This is a genomic window from Actinokineospora fastidiosa (assembly GCF_014648415.1).
In the GTDB taxonomy this organism is placed as follows: domain Bacteria; phylum Actinomycetota; class Actinomycetes; order Mycobacteriales; family Pseudonocardiaceae; genus Actinokineospora; species Actinokineospora fastidiosa.
Window position 1 is genome coordinate 1,419,553 of record NZ_BMRB01000002.1, and the last position, 17,359, is coordinate 1,436,911.

Below are 17,359 nucleotides of genomic sequence, written 5' to 3' on the forward strand. Positions count from 1 at the left end.
GCCGACGGCCTAGGCGTGCAGTTGTCTGTCGGACGCACGGCCGGGCGGGTCCGCCACTTCACGCGGACCGACACCATGCATGGTGGCCACCAAACGCGGTTGAGGCGTGGTCGATGAAGATCTACGGCCTTCGACACGACCACACCCGCATCGTGCTCGGTCACCACGGCGACGATCTGCGCCTGCACAGACTTCGCCACAGCATGATCGCGACGATCGAGCTCAGCGTGGTATCCGATGCTCCACTCTTATCGCGAAATCACCAGGGCCATCACTCCAATGCGGGACAACGAACTCACGAACCGCCCTGATGACCGCGATCGACCTCATGGCACCTGAGTTGCCAGCTGGCGGCTCCTACGAGGTCCTCGCCATGATCAATAGCGCTCCGCATCGGAGACCTCGCGCACCTGCCCCGTTTAGTGGCCGCAGCCGCCGCACAGCACTCGATCACCCCGACACCCAACAACACCTCGCCATCGCCACGAAGCGAGAACCAAGGCCAGCGATCAACCACTGCGGAAGGAAACACCAGCAGTGGTCAACTACCACGGAAGCAGCTGGAAGCCGCCAAAGTGCTCATTTACAGGGGAAAGGACACCACTGTAGGTTCCGCCGCGCACTTGTCCGCTTCCGGGTGCAGATGACCACTCAATGATCATTCGGTCAAGTGCAGCGGAAACTTCGTCAGGCATCTGCTCCGAATGTGTGGTGGAGGTCAGGGCAGTCGGTAGCGGGACCTAATGCCGGTCATCGGCGCGTGGGGTTGCCTTCGCTCCGCCGGAAGCCCGGGGAGCGGCGGGGTCGGGCGTGTCGAGTGATTCGATGTAGTGCAGTGCGATCCCGGCCGCGTGCTGCATCGCGGCGCGGGTCCGCTCGGGCGGTTCGCCGAGTTGGAGGCTGGCGACGGCGGCGGCGCTGATGGCACCCGTCAGCGCGCCGACGACACCTGCCGCGGTGATCTCGTCGAGCGTGTCCGGGTACGCCCTGCGCAGCGCCGCGGCGATTCGGGTCTGCGCGGTGAACATGGTGTGCAGCACGCGGGCCTGAACGGCGGGCGTGGTCACCACCAGCCGGGCGCGGAGCGCCGCCAGTCCGTTCGGCAGGTCACCGGCGGCGGTGTTGGCGATCATGGTCTTCGTCGCCTCGGCCAGCACCTCGCGCATCGGCGCGTCGGGTCGCCGTCCCTCGATGGCCCGCACGGCCAGGTCGATCCTGGTGCTGCCGTCGGCAAGCAGCACGTCCTCCTTGGTGGCGAAGTGCAGGAAGAAGGTGCGCTTGCTGACGTCGGCGGCTTCCGCGATGTCAGCCACGCTCGTCTGGTCGTAGCCCTGTTCGGTGAACAGGCGGACGGCCGCGTTGACCAGCGCCTGCCGAGTGAGCTGCTTCTTGCGTTCACGACGTCCGACTTCGCCTGACACAGGGCGAGCATAGTGCACCACGGACATCAATGCACTGAGTAAATGAGTACACTGAGTGCACCAATGCTCGACCGGAGGACGTTGAGCGCGGAGAGAGGTGTCGTGATGGACGGGTTGACCGGACGGACGGTGCTGGTGACCGGTGCCGGACGAGGGATCGGACGGGCGGAGGCGCTGTACCTGACGGCCTGCGGCGCGAACGTGGTCGTGAACGACCCCGGCGTGGAGATCGACGGGCGTGGGGGTGACGAGAGCGTCGCCGCCGCTGTGGTCGACGAGATCCGCGCGCGAGGCGGGCGAGCGGTGGCCGACACCGGCAGCGTCGCCGAGTGGGCGGACGCCCGACGCATGGTGGAGCTGGCCGTCGCGGAGTTCGGCGATCTGCACGCGGTGGTCAACAACGCCACCATCGAGGTCAACAAAGGGCTCGAACGGCTGACCGAAGCGGAGTTCGACGACGTCGTGGCGGTCAAGCTGAAGGGGACCTTCGCGGTGAGCCGCTGGGCCGCCGCGTACTGGCGCGGGCGGGTGGACGAAGGAGTGCGCACCGACCGCGCGATCGTCAACACCGCCTCGGGCTCCGGTCTGCTCAATCCCCTGCCCACGCAGACGAACTACGCGGCGGCGAACGCCGGAGTCGCGGCGATGACCACCGTGCACGCGCTGGAACTGCGGCGGATGGGGGTCCGGGTGAACTGCGTCAGCCCATCGATGGTGCGCACCCGGCTGACCGACCCGGTGCCGGGCATGGACCGGACACCGCCAGCCGGGGAACTGGACCCGAAGGACCCTGCCGTGGTGGCCCCGCTCGTCGCGTACCTGGTCAGCGAGGGCTGCGCACTGACCGGACAGGTGCTGTCGGTGCGCGGCGGCTCGATCGCGGTCAACCACGGCTGGACGAGCGGTGCGCAGATCGACAAGGACGGCGAACTCTGGACGGTTCCCGAACTCGCGGACAACATGGCGGCACTGCCGCTGGAGGACCCGTTCGACCGGCTGGCGACCGCACTCGGCGCCGCCTTGGGCATCCGAGGCCGCGACGAATTCGAGGCGATGGTCAACGCCCAACTCGACAAGAGCTGAGCGGATCCGGCCGCCGGCCCGAGCGCGTGATGTCGAAGGGATGGCCGAGCAGACGATCACCTGCGCCGACGCCCGACGTGCCCCTCCGCTGACATCGTCCGGTCGACGCGGTCACTGCCGTCCCTACATGCCGAGAGAGGGCTGGCCCCGCAGCCCCAGGGCCGAGCTAACTAAATTTGGCTAGTTGGCCGTCCGGGTGGTAGCGTCTCTGTAACCAAATTTGGTTAGTCGGAGGAGGTGGGTATGCCGCCGGTGACGCCCTACGTGATGGTGGACAGCGCGAACACCTATGCCGAGTTCCTGAGGAACGCGTTCGACGCGGAGGTGAGCAACGTCCTGCCCCTGCCTGCCGACCCGGAGCGGGTGATGCACGCGGAGGCACGGATCGGCGACAGCGTGGTGTTCTTCGCCGACTCCGGCGCACACGGTGAGCGGTGCCTCAGCTCACCGTCCGAACCGGTCCACGTGCAACTGTGGGCCACGCTGCCCGATCCCGACACCGCCTTCACCCGCGCGGTCTCCGCCGGAGCCACGCCTGCCATGGAGATCACGGCGCAGGGCGACGGCAGCCGGATGGGCGGGGTCGTCGACCCGTTCGGCACACTCTGGTGGCTCAGCTCAAGGCAGCCTGCTGCCTGAGCGCGGAACCAGGAGAGGACGGTCCATGTCGGCGGTTCGACTGCTCGTGCTCGGCGCGGTGCGGCGGCGGGGCCAGGCACACGGCTACCAGGTACTCGCCGATCTGGAGGCTTGGGGCGCGCACGAATGGGCCCGTGCCACCTCCGGGTCGGTCTACCACGCCCTCAAGGCCATGACCGGACAAGGTCTGCTGGTCATGCACGACACCACACCGAGCACGGCAGGCGGACCGCCGCGCATGGAGTACACGGTGACCGACGCCGGTGAACAGGCGTACCTCGACCTGCTCCGCACCGCACTCACCAACCGCGACCCACGACTCGACCTGCTCGCCGCGGCGGTCGGACTCATCGAGGACCTCCCCCGCGCCGAGGCCATCGCCCTGCTGCGGCAGCGCCTGCAGACCATGAACGAGTGGCGGGCCGCCATCACCGCGCACCTGCCCCCCGGCGCCGACCTGGACACCTGGGGCCCGGTCGGCGACGTCATCGGGCTGTGGCTGCACACCGCGGACACCCGCAGGGACTGGACAAGCCGCCTCCTCCACCGCCTGGAGCAGGGCGCGTACCGCATGGCCGGCGAAGATCGGGCGCAGACCCCTGAAACACCGTAGGGCCATGATCAAGTAGCGCGAACGCAAGCCAATCTCCGCGAGACACCCAAGCGCCGTGGCGTCGGTGAGGCGACAGGCCGTTCAGGGTCGCTGGCGATTCGGTCACGCCGCCGTCGCGTCGGGCTGAAGGGCGGGACCGAGCAGGAGCCCGCCGTCCGCGACGAACTCCGAGCCCGTGACGAACGAGGCGTCGGCCGAGGTGAGGTAGAGGACGAGTGCGGTGATGTCGGCCGGCGTACCCAACCGAGGGATGGCGTACGGCTCGGGTGAGTAGAAGTCGGCGATGGGCGGCTGGCCCGCGATCGGTTCGTTGATCAACGGGGTGGAGATGACGCCGGGGTGGATGGAGTTGACCCGGATGCCGTCTCGACCCAGCTCCAGCGCGGCGGTCCTGGTGAGCCCGCGCAACGCCCACTTGCTGGCCACGTACGGCGCGTAGAGCGAGGTGCCGACGTGGGCCATCGTGGAGGCGATGTTGACGATCACTCCGCCGCCGTTGCGGCGCAGTGACGGGGTCACGGTCTTGATGCCGAGAAACGCGCCGGTGAGGTTGACGTCGAGTACGCGCTCCCAGACCCGCCGTTCGATGGCCTCGATCGGCACCGCGGGGTTCTGAACGCCTGCGTTGTTGACCAGAACCGCGATCGGGCCGAACCGGCGTTCGGTCTCGATGACCGCCGCCGCCCAGGCGTCCTCGTCGGTGACGTCCAGGCGGACGAACAGTGCCCGCTCGCCGAGTTCAGCGGCGAGCTCCTCGCCAGGTCCTTCGGAGAGCGCGGCGATGACAACGTTCGCCCCCTCCTCGTGGTAGGCCCGAACGTGGCTGGTGCCCTGCCCGCCAGTGCCACCGGTGACGAGAACGGTCTGCTTGTCGAAGCGTCCCATAACGCGGTCCTCCCCTGCTCACAATGGTGAGTCGAGTGACTCACCTCGCCCAAAGCTACGCATCTAACGAGTGGTGAGTCAAGTGACTCGTCTCCCGTAGGGTGGTGCCCATGACGACGGAGCCCTCGCCCTACCACCGGCGCGTCGCCGAGCAGAAGCGGGCGGCCATCATCGAGGCGGCCACCCGACTGTTCCTCGACGCCGGGTACGCAGGCACCTCACTGGCCAAGGTCGCCGAGGCGGCCGGGGTGTCGAAGGCGACTCTGTTCAAGCAGTTCCCGACCAAGGCGGCGCTGTTCGACGCGATCGTGACGGAGTCCTGGACAGTCGAGGACGATGGCGACGACTTCCGCCCCCCGACGGGCGACCTGCGCGCGGGCCTGACGGCGATCGGCCGCCGGTACGTCACCCTCCTCACCCGGCCCGGCATGGCGGCGCTCTTCCGCATCGTCATCGCCGAACTGCCGCGCTTCCCCGAGTTGGGCAAGGCCCACTTCGAGCGCGGCAAGATGCCCTACTTCGACTCGGTGCGCCGCTATCTCGACACCGAGAACGCCCTGGGAACGGCCAAGCTGGACGACACGGAACTGGCAGCAACCCAGTTCCTCGGGATGATCTCCAACTACGTCTTCTGGCCCCGGATGCTGCTCATCGACTGGTCCCCTGACGACGCATCGATAGCACACGTCGTGGACGAGGCCGTACTGATGATGGGAGCCAGATACGGCGCGGCGAACACCACCAACTGAAGCACCCGTACGCAGCACGTGAAGGTTGATCGGCGGGCCGGGCAACGTTTGCTCCGACCGAACCAGCATCGCAACGAACGCTGAGAGCACAGGGGCTGGTCGAGAGGGAGGAGTGCGAGACCGACCGGCGCAGCGCCGCCTCCCTCACAGCCACCGACCTGACCAGCCACCTCATCAGTCAACTAAGCAACAACCGTCCACCGGCGACACCGCCAACCGGTGAAACCTTGCCTCGCCGCGGCTTCAGGCTCTTCGAGCCAACTACCTCTGCGGCCAGCAAGTGCCCGTTCGCCGGATGCGCCAGGATTGGCCGGAATAACGGAACCGCTTCCGCGACCAGGCCGCCGGTACCGGTGGGAAGTCGTCCCCGCGCACGAGGTAGTGGACGACACAAGCAGTGATTCATGGATAGTCCGGGTGAGGGTCTGCCGTAGCGGCAGCGTTGCTCACGCCTGTCTTCTGTTCCCCACTTCGACCGACAAGGTCGACGAGTCGAGGGCGACCTGCTGGCCCGCCGAGCACGAGGCATGGCTGGGGTGAGGTCGAGGGTATTGATCTCGCTCATCTTCCTCCGACAGAAACGGGACGAGACCAAGTGCCCCTGGCCTGGGCCAGCCGCAGGCTCTGAGAGCGGTCGCGGATACTGGTGCCGGTCAGGGTTGACGGGTCGCGGTCAGCGTCATGTCCTGTTGGCGCAACCGCAGGACGATCTCGCCGTCACGGGCCACGACGGTGAGTTCGCAATCCAGGGCGATGGCGCGGAAACGGCCGTCCGGCAGAGTGCGCAAGCCAAGTGGGGGCTGCCCTGGGGCATGGAGGATGAGGTTGTCACCATCGTTGGTGATCCTGACGGTGTAGCCGTCTCGCGCAAGGTACGTGCCAGTCAGGTCCGCCGGTGTGCGGTGTGGTGCGGAGCCGGTCCGACCGTGGTGGTGTTCAGCGGCGGCGAGCACGGCCAGGAGGACCTCCTCGGCCATCTCGTTGTTGACCATCACAGCCACGGTCGTGTCGGTCGCTGGCCAGGTGAACAGCCAACAGCCGTATCCGGCGTTGCCGCCGGTGTGGCCGAACCGCAGGTGGCCGTCGTCGACCACGGAGGTACCCAGGCCGGAGCCGCCCGGCACCTGGGGTGTGATCATCTCGGTCGCCAGGCCGTGCGACAGCAGCGCGGAACGACTGGCCACGGCGTGCGCGATCTCGACGCCCACCCGAGTCAGGTCCGACGGTGTGGTCCATAGCCCGGCGCCTGCCAGCTCCGGTTGCGTACGCCACCCGCCGCGCAGGGGCGTGCCGTCCAGGTGGTGACCGCGGGCGACCTGGTTGTGGCGGTGCGGGAAGTCCTGGTCATAACTGCTGTCGGCCATGCCGAGCGGTTCCAGCACAAGCGACCGCATCAGCTCGGCGAACCCTGATCCGGTGACGTCCTCCATCAACTGCTGGAGCACGGCGTAGTGGCTACCCGAATAACGAAACCCGCTGCCCGGCAGCATGGTCGCCCGAACCGGGGGGCTCGTTGCAGGTCCTTGTCCGCGCAGCACCTCGGTGATGGTCGGCACCGCCTCACCTTGGCCGAATCCGCGGAACCAGTTGTAGGACAACCCGGCCGTGTGCGCCAACAATTGCCGTACGGTGACCACCGGCCGCCAACCGCCGGACTCAGGCAGACGCCATGACGTCAGGTACGCCTCGATGTTCTCGTCGAGGTCCAGCACACCTTGATCGACCAGGCGCAGCGCACCGAAGGCGGCCACGTGCTTGCTGATCGAGCATGCCTGGAAGATCGTGCTCGGGCTCACCGCCTCCGTGCCACCGGAGATGGTTGTGCCGTACGCATGCGCCCACGGCTCAACGCCGTCCTGCCGCGCGGCGACACTCACAGCCGGAACGTCGTAGAGCCGCATCAGCTCCACCAGCCCGACCCGATCCGGCGAAGCCTCCCGCCATCGCGACTGACGGTCCAACTGATCCAACACCACTGACCAATCGCTCGGTCGCATCAGGCCCCCTGGACGTCTCTACCACGATTGAACTGCGACGGCCAAGGCTAGCCACCTGATCCAAGCGGCCGTGTGAACTTGCGATACTCAGCTAAAAGAGGGCGTTGAGCTGACCAGTTGCATCCGCTGCCCCGGCTTGCAGGACCTTTGGAGGCCAGCCTCCACACCGCGGTCGACAGCTGACCGCCCTCGGCCGTACAGCAGCCCGCCGCCCCCTTGCCCGCCGTCGACCTGCGCATACCGGTGATCAGCACCCGATCGCGCTGATTCACGGGGTGCTGGGCGCGGTTAGCGCCCCAGCACCGGACTGGACCTGTCCATCCTGAAAGCAGTCCTCGACGCCCTCTCTCAGAAGATGGGAACCGGCTCCTGAGGTAAAGCGGACCCCACCCATGTCAACCGCCCCATCGACATACGCGCGGTCGCTCGAGGAAGCCGCCCAACTCACCAAAGACAGCCTGGCACTACCACGCGAAGGATGGGGCGAGATCACCCTCTCCGACTCCGCACCCATCGCCGGCGGATCCTGGACCGACACCGGCAACCGACGCGACCGCCGCCAACTCAAACAACGCGCCGTCGGCGAAGTACGGGTCGTCCCCTGCCCACCACCGCTGACCCGCATCCTCAACCACCACCTCGACACCCTCGGCGTCACCGCCGACGGCCGACTCTTCCGCAACCTCACCGGAGGCGACCTCGCCGAATCCACCCTCTCCCGAACCTGGGACAAAGCCCGCAAAGCCGCACTCACCCCCGACGAGTACACCTCACCCCTCGCCCGCAGACCCTACGACCTGCGCCACGCCTGCGTGTCCTTCTGGCTCGCCGTCGGCGTCCCCGCCGCCCAGGTCGCCGAATGGGCAGGACACTCCATCACCGTCCTGCTCCAGATCTACGCCAAGGTCATCGCCGGACTCGAGAACACCGCCCGCAAACGAATCGAACACGGCCTCAACACCATGGGCACCTCCACCACCTGACCCTCAAGCCGCCAAACTCGGGCACGTATGGGGCACAGACACCCGCAAACAGCCGCACCAAGCCGCACACGACCGGACACCACAAGATCAACAGAATCGACCGTTGCCGCAGGTCAGACGGACTTTCAGCTGGTGCCCCCGGTGCGATTCGAACGCACACTGGACGGGTTTTGAATCCGTTGCCTCTGCCGATTGGGCTACGGGGGCCGTGGGGGTCACTCTACGGGATCGGGGTTGGGGTGGTGGTGGGGGGTCTGGGGTGGGGCGGGTGAGGGATTACCGGCAATTTCGTGTGTCAATCATGTGCCGGTTGAGCGGGGGTTCGGGGGTCGGTACCGTGCCCGTAAAAGGTCGTTCGGAGTGAGGAGTCGACATTAACCTGCCCAGGATAGCCAGCCGGGAGGAATGGCTGGTTGCGCGGATGGAATTGCTGGCCGCCGAGAAGGAGGCGACCAAGGCGCGGGATGCGCTCAATGCTCGTCGGCGGGATCTGCCGATGGTTGAGGTCGACAAGGAGTATGTGTTCGACTCGCCGGGTGGGAAGACTTCCTTGGCGGAGTTGTTCGACGGGCGGCGGCAGTTGCTCGTGTATCACTTCATGTTCGATCCCGAGTGGGAGGCGGGGTGTGTGGCCTGCTCGTTCCTGGCCGACAACCTGCCCCATCTCTCCCACCTGCGGTCGCGGGAGACGAACCTCGTGGTGGTCTCGCGGGCGCCTCTTGAGCGGATCACGAAGTTCAAGGAGCGGATGGAGTGGACCTTCCCGTGGGTGTCGTCCTACGGGTCGGACTTCAATTACGATTTCCACGCCACGCAGGACGAGTCGGTCGCTCCGGTGTTTTACAACTACCGCGACAAGACCGAATTGGAGGCGACCACGCCGTGGCACGCGCAAGGCGAGCAGCACGGGATGAGCGTCTTCTTCCGTGACGGCGAGCGGATCTTCCACACCTATTCCAGTTACGGCCGCGGCCCCGATCTGCTCCTGACCACCTACAACCTCCTGGACCTCACCCCGCTGGGCCGCCAGGAAGTGGGCACGGGGATCGCGAACTTCAAACACCACGACCAGTACTGATCAGCGCCGCAGCATCAGGAACAGCACGCGGAGGACCAGGACGCCGCAGAGGACCAGCAGGTTGTAGCCGAGGACCTGGAACAGGGTGACGTCGCGGGTGACCGACGGGCCGCCCGTGGTGCCCAGCAGCAGCACGGCCATGATGCCGGTCGTCCCGCCCAGGAACGCCGTGAGGACCTGGTCGAGCATCGCCGTCACGGCGCGGCGGTCGTCGCCGTCGGACAGCAGGCGGATGCGCATGGACAGCTGGCCGCGTTCCAGGGCCCCGGTGATGCGGTCCAGCCTGCGCGGGAGGCGCCGCAGCATCGGCAGCACGGCCAGTGCCTCGTCGGCGGCCGAGCGGCGCAGGGACGTGGCGGTGAACTTGTCGGCGAGCAGGGCGAAGGCTCCGGTGCGGGAGCCTTCGACCAGGTCGAAGCCGGGGCTGATGGCGGTGAGCGTGCCGTCGAGGGTGACCAGGCAGCGGAACACGGCCGCGACCTCCGGCGGCACCGCCAGGTCGAAGCGCGCGGTCAGCCGCAGCAGCGCGGTGAACATCTCCAGGTCGGGGCCGGTGCCGCCCGCGCTCAGGTGCGCGGCGAGGTACTGGCCCAGCGCGCGTTCGAGCTTGGCCTCATCGATGTCGTGCGCGGGCACGACCAGTTCGAGCAGGGCGTCGCGGAGGGCGGCGGGGTCGCCGCTGTCGGCGGCCAGGAGGACCCGTTGCAGGGCGGCGCGGGTGGTGGCGTCCAGCCGTCCCACGGAGCCGTAGTCGAGCAGGGCGAGCCTGCCGTCGCTCAGCAGGAGGACGTTGCCGGGGTGCGGGTCGGCGTGGAAGACGCCGGTGACCATGATCTGGCGGAGCAGGCAGCGCAGCAGGGCGTCAGCCAGCCCGACGCGGGCGTCCGGCGGGACCACGGTCTGGCCGATGGGCACGCCGTCGAGGCGGTCGAGCACCAGGACGCGGGCCGACGACAGTCCCGGATGGACAGTGGGGATGACCACGTCCGGCTCCTCCCCCGCCGCCACGGCCAGGGTGTTGCGCAGCTCGACGCGGAAGTCCAGCTCCTCGCGGAGCGCGACGGCGAAGCCGTCGGCCAGTTCGCGGACGCCGATCGCGGCGCCCCAGCGGGTGCGGTTGTGCAGGGTGCGGGCCAGGCGGGACAGGATGTCGAGGTCGCGGACGACCTCGGTGCGGATGCCCGGGCGCTGGATCTTGATCACGACCTCGCTGCCGTCCAGCAGCCGGGCCCGGTGCACCTGGGCGATCGCGGCCGCGGCCATCGGCTCGGGGTCGACCTCGGCGAACACCTCCCCGATCGGCCTGCCCAGGTCCTCGGCGAGCACGTCGCGCACGCGCTCCCACGGGACGGGGGTGACCTGGCTGTGCAGGCGGGACAGCTCGTCGATGAAGTCTGCGGGGAGGAGGTCGCCCCGGGTGGCGACCAGCTGGCCGAGCTTGACGAACGTGACGCCGCCGTCCTCCAGCGCCATGCGCAGCGCGCGGGCGAGGCCGTCACCCGCGCGGCCGCGGCCCCACAGGTGCGGGCCGAGGCCGTGCCGGACCGCGATCTTGGTGATCTGGGAGTACCGGCGGGTTCTGGCGAGCCTGCGGCGGGCCGCGCGGAGCCAGTCGTTGGGCCAGCCGAGCGCGCCGGTCGGGACGACGGCCTCGGCGACGACCAGGAACACGACCGCGACGAGCAGGGCGACGCCGAACTGGATGGTCGCCAGCACCGGCTGCTTGACGGTGAGGGCGAACACGGTCTGCCCGACGAGGCCGAGCCCGCCAGCGACCAGGGTCCGCAGGACGCCGACGCGCAGGCCGAGCAGCTTGCGCGCGAGCGCGGCCAGCACCGCCACCGCGGCGAGTGTCCCCGCCACGAAGAGCAGCCCTGAGGTGAACGCGCTCATGCGTCAACTGTGACTCCGGGCGGCGGGGTTCGGGTGGGGGTAGCAGGTTCCGGCAGAGCGCTCTGGGGCGGTTCGCGGGCGTGGAACAATCGCTTGCCCGCGCGCGTCCAGGAGGGCGGAAGCCGCACGAGCTCGTCGGAGAGGAGTTCGCGGGCTTCCGGCGCCGGGCCTGCCACGTGATCGGACGGGGTCAGAGGGTCGCCCGATCGTATTTGCGTTCCACGTAGGACAAGGCGCTCAGCAGGTCGGCGCTGGGGGTGGATCGGCCTGGGCCGGGGTCTGGGGGACGGGGTAGGGGCATGCGGCCCACGCGCGACCAGCGGAGTCTGCCGGAGTCGTCGAGGACCCCGCGGGACAGGCCCGCGTTGTCCGGGTGCAGGCAGTACGGGACGTCCAGGACGCCTCGGGCGAAGGCCAGGCGGAGCGCTCGGCCGATGTCCGGGCTGAGGTCCAGCACCGCGTCGACCAGGGTGCGGGCCTCGGCGTAGACGCCGGTGTCGACCAGGCGCTCGGTCTTCGGGTCGCCGCGGGCCACCTCGTCGGCCACGGCGGCGGCGTACTCCATCGCCGAGATGTTCTCCTCGATGGTCGGGATGCGGAACGCCTCGGCCGGGGTCTTGACGATGAGGCGGTCGGCGCCGCCGTGGACGGCCAGTTCGGCGGCGTCGCCGAGCAGGTCGAGGGCGCCGGAGCGGGTCCGGGGGAACACGCCCATGTACGCGTACAGCACGATGTGCCAGTCCACATCGGACAACTCGACGGCGGCGATGCGGTGCATCGCGTCCATGGCCTCCATGTCCTGGCGCCGGTCCGTCTGCTGGGCGTAGCTCAGCGACACGCTGCGGAGGCCGTGCTGGCGGAAGAACATGGCCTCCAGCACCGAGATCGCCACCAGCAGGCTCGGCGGGCACAGCTGGCCGAGCATGCAGCCGCCGAAGCTCTCCAGATGCGCCCCGGGCGCGCGCGCCAGCAGGTCGCAGGCGCGGGCCCAGTTGTCCACCGCCTGCGGCAGCGGCACGCGGCTGTAGGGCAGGCAGTACGACACCGGCCCGCCCTCGGTCGCGGCCAGCCCGCACTCGGCCAGCGCGGCGAAGATCTCCAGCGGCAGCGCCGACCCGTGCCGGACCTGGACCGGGATCCCGGCCGCGACCAGCGGCTCGACCATGGCGCGGGTCACCGACGGCGGGTGGTTGAGGATCGGGTACCCGTTGAGCGGCACGCCGTCGCGCAGGGCCACCGCGGCGGCGGGCACGTCGTTGACCCGGGTGTAGCTGTCGAGGGTGATGGTGGCGACGGCGCGCGCGGACGCCTGGGCGACCGCCAGCAGGCCGCGGCGCATCAGGTCCGGGTCGCTGAACCCCATCCTGGGCTGCACCACCAGGACCCCGTCCTGGGCGATGAACTCGGATATCGTCACGTCACCAGCTCTCCCCCCGCCGAGGTGGGCACGAGGTCGCCGATGAACCGGCGCAGCTCCTCGGCCCCGGCGTCCGTCCCGAACACCGCGTCGAACCCGGCGGCGCGCAGCTCGTCGACCCGTTCGGGCTCCAGCGGGCCCGCGACGCCGAGCTTGCCCCCGATGACGACCGGCGTGTTCCGCAACGCCTGCTGCGCGCGCAGCGCGGTGATCACGCGCTTGCCGTCGCCGTAGCCGTGCCCGTTGACCGTGGACAGCACCACCAGGTCCGGCCCGTGCCGCAGCGCGGACTCGACCAGCAGCCCGTCGGGGACGCAGGCGCCGAGGTTGACCACGTCGTGGCCCAGTTCCTCGATGAGCAGCTGCAGGTAGACCAGGTTCCAGGTGTGCGCGTCGGAGGACACGCTGGACAGCAGGACTAAGCGCTTCATCACTGGCCTTTCAGCGGGTCGCGGCGGTGCGGTAGTTGCGGACGGCGGCGGGGACGACGACGGCGAGGATGAGCGCGAGCCAGAGCAGCGCCATCGGGACGGGGTTGCGGGCGGCGAAGCTGTCGCCCGCGGCCGCCGGGTTGCCCCACAGCTCGCGCAGCGCGCCCGCGACCGCGCTGATCGGGTTCCACTCGGCGATCGCGCGCAGCCAGCCGGGCAGGCCGCCGAGCGGGATGTAGGCGCTGGACAGGAACATCAGCGGCATCAGCAGGACCGACGGCATCGACGCCGCCGCCTCCGGGCTGCGCACCTTCATGCCGAGCAGCGCGCCGACCCAGGCCATGGTGAACCCGAACAGCAGCAGGATGCCGAACCCGGCCAGCGCCGCGCCGACGCCGGAGTCGATGCGCCAGCCGATCAGCAGGCCGACGGCGGTCATCGCCACGCAGGTGACCGCGCGCAGAGCCGTGTCGCCGACAGTGCGCCCGACCAGCACGGCGGACGGGGTCATGGGCAGCGAGCGGAACCGGTCGACCAGGCCGTTGCCCAGGTCCTCCAGCGTGCCGATCGCGGTGTTCGGCACGGCGGTGATCATGACCTGGGTGAAGATGCCCGCCATGATGAACTCGCGGTAGTCCCCGTTGGGGATGCTGATGGCGCTGCCGAACAGCACGCCGAACAGCACCACGAACACCATCGGCAGGACGGTCGCGCTGACCAGCTTGTCCGGCATCCGGCGCAGGTGCAGCAGGTGGCGCCACACCAGGGCGCGCCAGTCCTCCAGGACCGTGGTCATGCGGCACTCCTCTCCATTGCGCGCGCACCGCCGGTGAGCGCGAGGAAGACGTCGTCGAGCGTGGGCCTGCGCACGGCGAGATCGACGATCTCGACCCGGGCCTCGCCGAGGGCGGCCATGGCGGTGGGGATGCCGAGCATCCCGCCGGGGACGGTCATCGACACCGTGCGGCCGTCGGGGGTGACGGTGGGCGAGACGGTGGTGGCGCGGGCGAGCGCGGCGGCGACGGCGGGCGCGTCGGCGGCGTGGGCGACGGTGACGTCGAGCCGCTCCTCCCCCACCTTGCGCTTGAGCTCGTCGGGGGTCCCGTCGGCGATGACGTGGCCCTTGTCGATCACGGCGACGCGGTCGGCGAGCTGGTCGGCCTCCTCCAGGTACTGCGTGGTGAGCAGGACCGTCAGGCCGCCCGCGACCTCGGACCGGATCATCGCCCAGAGGTCGTTGCGGCTGGCCGGGTCGAGGCCGGTGGTGGGCTCGTCGAGGAACAGCACGGCCGGGTCGGCGAGCAGGCTGGCGGCCAGGTCGAGGCGCCTGCGCATGCCGCCGGAGTAGGTGCGGCTGAGCCGGTCGGCCGCCTCGGCGAGGCCGAAGCGTTCGATCATCCCGTCGGCCCTGGCCTTGGCGGCGCGGCGGCCCAACCGGTGCAGGACGCCGATGAGGTAGAGGTTCTCGCGGCCGGTGAGCCGCTGGTCGACGGCGGCGTACTGGCCGGTCAGGCCGATCTTGGCGCGCACCGCCTTGGGGTCCTTGGTGACGTCGTGCCCGGCGACCACGGCGTGGCCGTCGTCGGGGGGCAGCAGCGTGGCGAGCATGCGGACGGTGGTGGTCTTGCCCGCCCCGTTGGGGCCGAGCACGCCCAGGATCGTCCCGGCGGGCACGAGCAGGTCGACTCCGTCGACGGCCTGGTTGTCCCCGTAGCGCTTGCGGAGGCCTTCCGCGCGGATGGCGTGGTCCATCGGTCTCACCTCTCAGGAATGGGTTCGCACGGCAGACAGCAGGCCCGCGACGCGGGACAGCGGCTCCGGCAGGGTCATCTCGTCATGTGTGCACTCGATCGGGTGAACGTCGAGGTGTCCGCCGACGACGGGCTCCCACGCGGACACCTCCGGCGCTCCGGGGCCTCGGCCGAGGACCGCCTGGAAGTAGCGGACGTCGCCGTCGTAGTGGTCGGGGCGGTGGTCTGCCGCGATGCGGGCGTTGTTGGCGGCGACGCGCGCGACCCTGGCCATGGCCTCGTCGTCGAGGTCGGCGAAGGGGGTGTCGCGGAGCGCGTCGCGGAAGGACTCCGGGTTGTGGGCGGTGCGCCGGACGTGCGGGTAGGCGTCCATCATGGACAGGTCCACCTCCGCACCCATCGCGCGCAGCCGGACGGCTATCGCGTGGGCGACGACACCGCCGAAGGACCAGCCGAGCAGTCGGTAGGGGCCGTCCGGGCGGGCCTGGCGGATCAGCGCGGCGTAGTCGTCGGCCATCTCGTCCAGCGACGCCGGGAGCGGTTCGTCGGCGTCGATGCCACGGGCCTGCAGGGCGTAGACCGGCTGGTCGGGCAGGTCCTTGAGGAGTCCTGAGTAGACCCACCCGAGGCCCAGGCCCGGATGCACGCAGAACAGGGGCGGCAGGGCGCCTTCCGCGCGCAGCGGGATGAGCGGGCCGGTCCGCGGCGTCGACTCGTGGAGCCGGGCGGCCAGTTCGGCGACGGTCGGGGCCTGGAACAGCGCCAGGATGCCGGGATCGACGCCGAGGCGGTCGCGGATGAGGCCGACGAGCCGGACGGTGAGCAGGGAGTGGCCGCCGAGGTCGAAGAAGTTGTCGTCCACGCCGACGCCGTCGACGCCGAGGACTTCGCCGAACAGGCCGCACAGGGTGTGTTCCAGCGGCGTGCGCGGCGCGCGGCCCTGGGCGCGGAAGTCCGGTGCGGGCAGGGCCGCGCGGTTCAGCTTGCCGTTGCCGGTCAGCGGGAGCGCGTCGAGCGCGACGATGGCGGCGGGCAGCATGTAGTCGGGCAGGCTGCGGGCGGCATCGGCCTTGACGGCGTCGATGTCGGACGTGCCGGTGACGTAGCCGACCAGGCGGTCGTCCCGGACGGTGACGGCGGCGTCGCGGACCCCGGGCGCGGCGCGCAGCACGGCCTCGATCTCGCCGAGCTCGATGCGGTGGCCGCGGATCTTGACCTGGTCGTCGGCGCGGCCGAGGTAGACCAGGTCGCCGCTCGGGAGCCTGCGGGCGACGTCGCCCGTCCGGTACATGCGGGCGCCGGGCGGGCCGTAGGGGTCGGCGGTGAAGCGCTCCGCGGTGAGGCCCGGTCGGTTGAGGTAGCCGCGGGCCAGGGACGCGCCCGCGATGTAGAGCTCGCCGGGGACGCCGGTCGGGACCGGGCGCAGGCGGGCGTCGAGGACGTAGGCGCGGGTGCCTGCGAACGGCTTGCCGATCGGCACGGGGCCGGGGTCCAGCGGCGCGCCCGCGGGGATCCGGTACTGGGTGCAGTTGACCGTGGCCTCGGTGGGTCCGTAGACGTTGAGGACGTCGGCGTCCGGGTGCTCGCGCCGCCACCGGGCGACCGCCTCGCCGAGCAGGGCCTCGCCGCCGAGGAGCAGTTCGCGCGCCGGGGAGTACGCGGCGGGCAGCTCGGTGAGCAGGGGCAGGTGGCTCGGGGTGGCCTTGAGGAACGTGCAGGGACGCGCGCTCAGGGCCTTGTCGGTGTCGGCGGACTCGGCGAGCGGGGCGATGTGGACGCAGCCGCCGGAGACCAGCGGGGTGTAGAGCGCGGTGACGGTGAGGTCGAACGACACCGGGGAGTGCAGGAGCGCCGCGCCGCTCGCGCTCGGGTAGGCGGCCGTGGTCCAGCCGAGGTAGTCGGCGACGGACCGGTGCTCGACCACGACGCCCTTGGGGCGGCCGGTGGAGCCGGAGGTGTAGATGACGTACGCGGGGTGCCCGGGGCGCAGGCCGCTGCGGGTCAGGCCGAGGTCGCGGGCGTGCTCGACCAGGAGGCGGGGGACGCCCGTCTCCGGGAGGTCGATCCCGGCCGTGGTGAGGATCAGGGCGGGTCGGGCGTCGGTGAGCACATAGGACAGTCGGTCGGCCGGGTGGTCCGGGTCGACGGGGAGGTAGGCGGCGCCGGACTTGAGGACGCCGAGGAGGGCGACGACCAGGTCCACGCCGCGCGGGAGGGCCAGGGCGACGATGTCGCCTGGACGGGCGCCGTGCTCGATGAGCGTGCTGGCGACGGCGTTGGCGCGGTCGTCGAGCTGGCGGTAGGTGAGGGTTCGGCCGTCGCCGGTGACCGCGGGGGCGTCCGGGGTGCGGGCGACCTGGGCCTCGATGAGGTCGGGGACCGGGACGATGGGGACGTCGTGCGGGAGGTCGTCGCCCAA

General features: G+C 70.1%; 16 protein-coding genes and 1 tRNA gene. 7 read left to right on the plus strand and 10 right to left on the minus strand.

All coding sequences use genetic code 11. The annotated features are described in order from the left end of the window. Positions 1-113 precede the first annotated feature (113 nt). Entirely contained in the window at positions 114-311 is a 198-nt protein-coding gene (locus IEY98_RS16445; protein ID WP_189211286.1) for a hypothetical protein, read from the plus strand. A gap of 429 nt (positions 312-740) precedes the next feature. On the opposite strand, the gene IEY98_RS16450 is transcribed toward IEY98_RS16445, so the two are convergent. After that, positions 741-1,448: a TetR/AcrR family transcriptional regulator gene (locus IEY98_RS16450; protein ID WP_229786965.1), complete on the minus strand. Its 708-nt coding sequence runs from the start codon at positions 1,446-1,448 to the stop codon at positions 741-743. A 78-nt stretch (positions 1,449-1,526) separates the two neighbouring features. Between IEY98_RS16450 and IEY98_RS16455 the strand changes: the two genes are divergently transcribed. The 3 genes from IEY98_RS16455 to IEY98_RS16465 all read left to right on the plus strand — a co-directional run bounded on the left by IEY98_RS16455 (position 1,527) and on the right by IEY98_RS16465 (position 3,756). Next, on the plus strand, positions 1,527-2,504 hold the full coding sequence (locus IEY98_RS16455; protein ID WP_189211287.1) for an SDR family NAD(P)-dependent oxidoreductase: 978 nt from the start codon (positions 1,527-1,529) through the stop codon (positions 2,502-2,504). Between the two features lie 243 nt (positions 2,505-2,747). Next, positions 2,748-3,143 (plus strand): VOC family protein, encoded by a 396-nt coding sequence (locus IEY98_RS16460; protein ID WP_229786966.1) that lies wholly within the window; start codon positions 2,748-2,750, stop codon positions 3,141-3,143. 25 nt (positions 3,144-3,168) lie between these two features. Then, positions 3,169-3,756 (plus strand): PadR family transcriptional regulator, encoded by a 588-nt coding sequence (locus tag IEY98_RS16465; protein WP_189211288.1) that lies wholly within the window; start codon positions 3,169-3,171, stop codon positions 3,754-3,756. A gap of 102 nt (positions 3,757-3,858) precedes the next feature. Here the strand turns inward: IEY98_RS16465 and IEY98_RS16470 are convergent, their stop codons facing one another. After that, positions 3,859-4,641, minus strand: a complete 783-nt coding sequence (locus IEY98_RS16470) for an SDR family NAD(P)-dependent oxidoreductase (RefSeq protein WP_189211289.1) — start codon at positions 4,639-4,641, stop codon at positions 3,859-3,861. Between the two features lie 110 nt (positions 4,642-4,751). Between IEY98_RS16470 and IEY98_RS16475 the strand changes: the two genes are divergently transcribed. Continuing rightward, positions 4,752-5,390 carry a TetR/AcrR family transcriptional regulator gene (locus IEY98_RS16475; protein WP_189211290.1) on the plus strand — a complete coding sequence of 213 codons (639 nt, stop codon included), beginning with the start codon at positions 4,752-4,754 and terminating at the stop codon, positions 5,388-5,390. A 653-nt stretch (positions 5,391-6,043) separates the two neighbouring features. Here the strand turns inward: IEY98_RS16475 and IEY98_RS16480 are convergent. Further along, a complete protein-coding gene (locus tag IEY98_RS16480) occupies positions 6,044-7,291 on the minus strand; it encodes a serine hydrolase domain-containing protein (RefSeq protein ID WP_189211291.1) in 1,248 nt (415 codons plus the stop codon). A gap of 488 nt (positions 7,292-7,779) precedes the next feature. On the opposite strand from IEY98_RS16480, the gene IEY98_RS16485 reads away from it, so the two are divergent. Further along, complete coding sequence (locus IEY98_RS16485) at positions 7,780-8,370, plus strand: site-specific integrase (RefSeq protein ID WP_373292403.1); 591 nt, start codon at positions 7,780-7,782, stop codon at positions 8,368-8,370. Between the two features lie 130 nt (positions 8,371-8,500). Here the strand turns inward: IEY98_RS16485 and IEY98_RS16490 are convergent. Continuing rightward, a tRNA-Leu gene (locus IEY98_RS16490) sits at positions 8,501-8,577 on the minus strand. A gap of 181 nt (positions 8,578-8,758) precedes the next feature. On the opposite strand from IEY98_RS16490, the gene IEY98_RS16495 reads away from it, so the two are divergent. Beyond that, the gene (locus IEY98_RS16495; RefSeq protein ID WP_268244596.1) at positions 8,759-9,448 is read left to right on the plus strand and encodes a DUF899 domain-containing protein; all 690 of its coding nucleotides are present in this window, start codon (positions 8,759-8,761) and stop codon (positions 9,446-9,448) included. Here IEY98_RS16495 and IEY98_RS16500 read toward each other — a convergent pair whose 3' ends face one another. The 6 genes from IEY98_RS16500 to IEY98_RS33525 form a co-directional block, all read right to left on the minus strand. Next, positions 9,449-11,341 carry an ABC1 kinase family protein gene (locus IEY98_RS16500; protein ID WP_189211292.1) on the minus strand — a complete coding sequence of 631 codons (1,893 nt, stop codon included), beginning with the start codon at positions 11,339-11,341 and terminating at the stop codon, positions 9,449-9,451. It abuts the gene before it with no gap. A 190-nt stretch (positions 11,342-11,531) separates the two neighbouring features. Next, positions 11,532-12,758 (minus strand): methylaspartate mutase, encoded by a 1,227-nt coding sequence (locus IEY98_RS16505; protein ID WP_189211293.1) that lies wholly within the window; start codon positions 12,756-12,758, stop codon positions 11,532-11,534. Then, on the minus strand, positions 12,755-13,189 hold the full coding sequence (locus IEY98_RS16510) for a cobalamin B12-binding domain-containing protein (protein ID WP_189211294.1): 435 nt from the start codon (positions 13,187-13,189) through the stop codon (positions 12,755-12,757). Before IEY98_RS16510 ends, IEY98_RS16505 begins: the two co-directional genes overlap by 4 nt. A 10-nt stretch (positions 13,190-13,199) precedes the next feature. Beyond that, positions 13,200-13,985, minus strand: a complete 786-nt coding sequence (locus IEY98_RS16515) for an ABC transporter permease (RefSeq protein ID WP_189211295.1) — start codon at positions 13,983-13,985, stop codon at positions 13,200-13,202. Beyond that, positions 13,982-14,941, minus strand: a complete 960-nt coding sequence (locus IEY98_RS16520; protein WP_189211296.1) for an ATP-binding cassette domain-containing protein — start codon at positions 14,939-14,941, stop codon at positions 13,982-13,984. Before IEY98_RS16520 ends, IEY98_RS16515 begins: the two co-directional genes overlap by 4 nt. A 12-nt stretch (positions 14,942-14,953) precedes the next feature. Continuing rightward, positions 14,954-17,359 (minus strand): amino acid adenylation domain-containing protein, encoded by a 2,406-nt coding sequence (locus tag IEY98_RS33525; protein WP_505606715.1) that lies wholly within the window; start codon positions 17,357-17,359, stop codon positions 14,954-14,956.

Coding starts and splice junctions, on each gene's coding strand:
- IEY98_RS16445 (WP_189211286.1), top strand. CDS start 114: ATGAAGATCTACGGCCTTCGACACGACCACACCCGCATCGTGCTCGGT.
- IEY98_RS16450 (WP_229786965.1), bottom strand. CDS start 1,448: ATGTCCGTGGTGCACTATGCTCGCCCTGTGTCAGGCGAAGTCGGACGT.
- IEY98_RS16455 (WP_189211287.1), top strand. CDS start 1,527: ATGGACGGGTTGACCGGACGGACGGTGCTGGTGACCGGTGCCGGACGA.
- IEY98_RS16460 (WP_229786966.1), top strand. CDS start 2,748: ATGCCGCCGGTGACGCCCTACGTGATGGTGGACAGCGCGAACACCTAT.
- IEY98_RS16465 (WP_189211288.1), top strand. CDS start 3,169: ATGTCGGCGGTTCGACTGCTCGTGCTCGGCGCGGTGCGGCGGCGGGGC.
- IEY98_RS16470 (WP_189211289.1), bottom strand. CDS start 4,641: ATGGGACGCTTCGACAAGCAGACCGTTCTCGTCACCGGTGGCACTGGC.
- IEY98_RS16475 (WP_189211290.1), top strand. CDS start 4,752: ATGACGACGGAGCCCTCGCCCTACCACCGGCGCGTCGCCGAGCAGAAG.
- IEY98_RS16480 (WP_189211291.1), bottom strand. CDS start 7,291: ATGCGGCTCTACGACGTTCCGGCTGTGAGTGTCGCCGCGCGGCAGGAC.
- IEY98_RS16485 (WP_373292403.1), top strand. CDS start 7,780: ATGTCAACCGCCCCATCGACATACGCGCGGTCGCTCGAGGAAGCCGCC.
- IEY98_RS16500 (WP_189211292.1), bottom strand. CDS start 11,341: ATGAGCGCGTTCACCTCAGGGCTGCTCTTCGTGGCGGGGACACTCGCC.
- IEY98_RS16510 (WP_189211294.1), bottom strand. CDS start 13,189: ATGAAGCGCTTAGTCCTGCTGTCCAGCGTGTCCTCCGACGCGCACACC.
- IEY98_RS16515 (WP_189211295.1), bottom strand. CDS start 13,985: ATGACCACGGTCCTGGAGGACTGGCGCGCCCTGGTGTGGCGCCACCTG.
- IEY98_RS16520 (WP_189211296.1), bottom strand. CDS start 14,941: ATGGACCACGCCATCCGCGCGGAAGGCCTCCGCAAGCGCTACGGGGAC.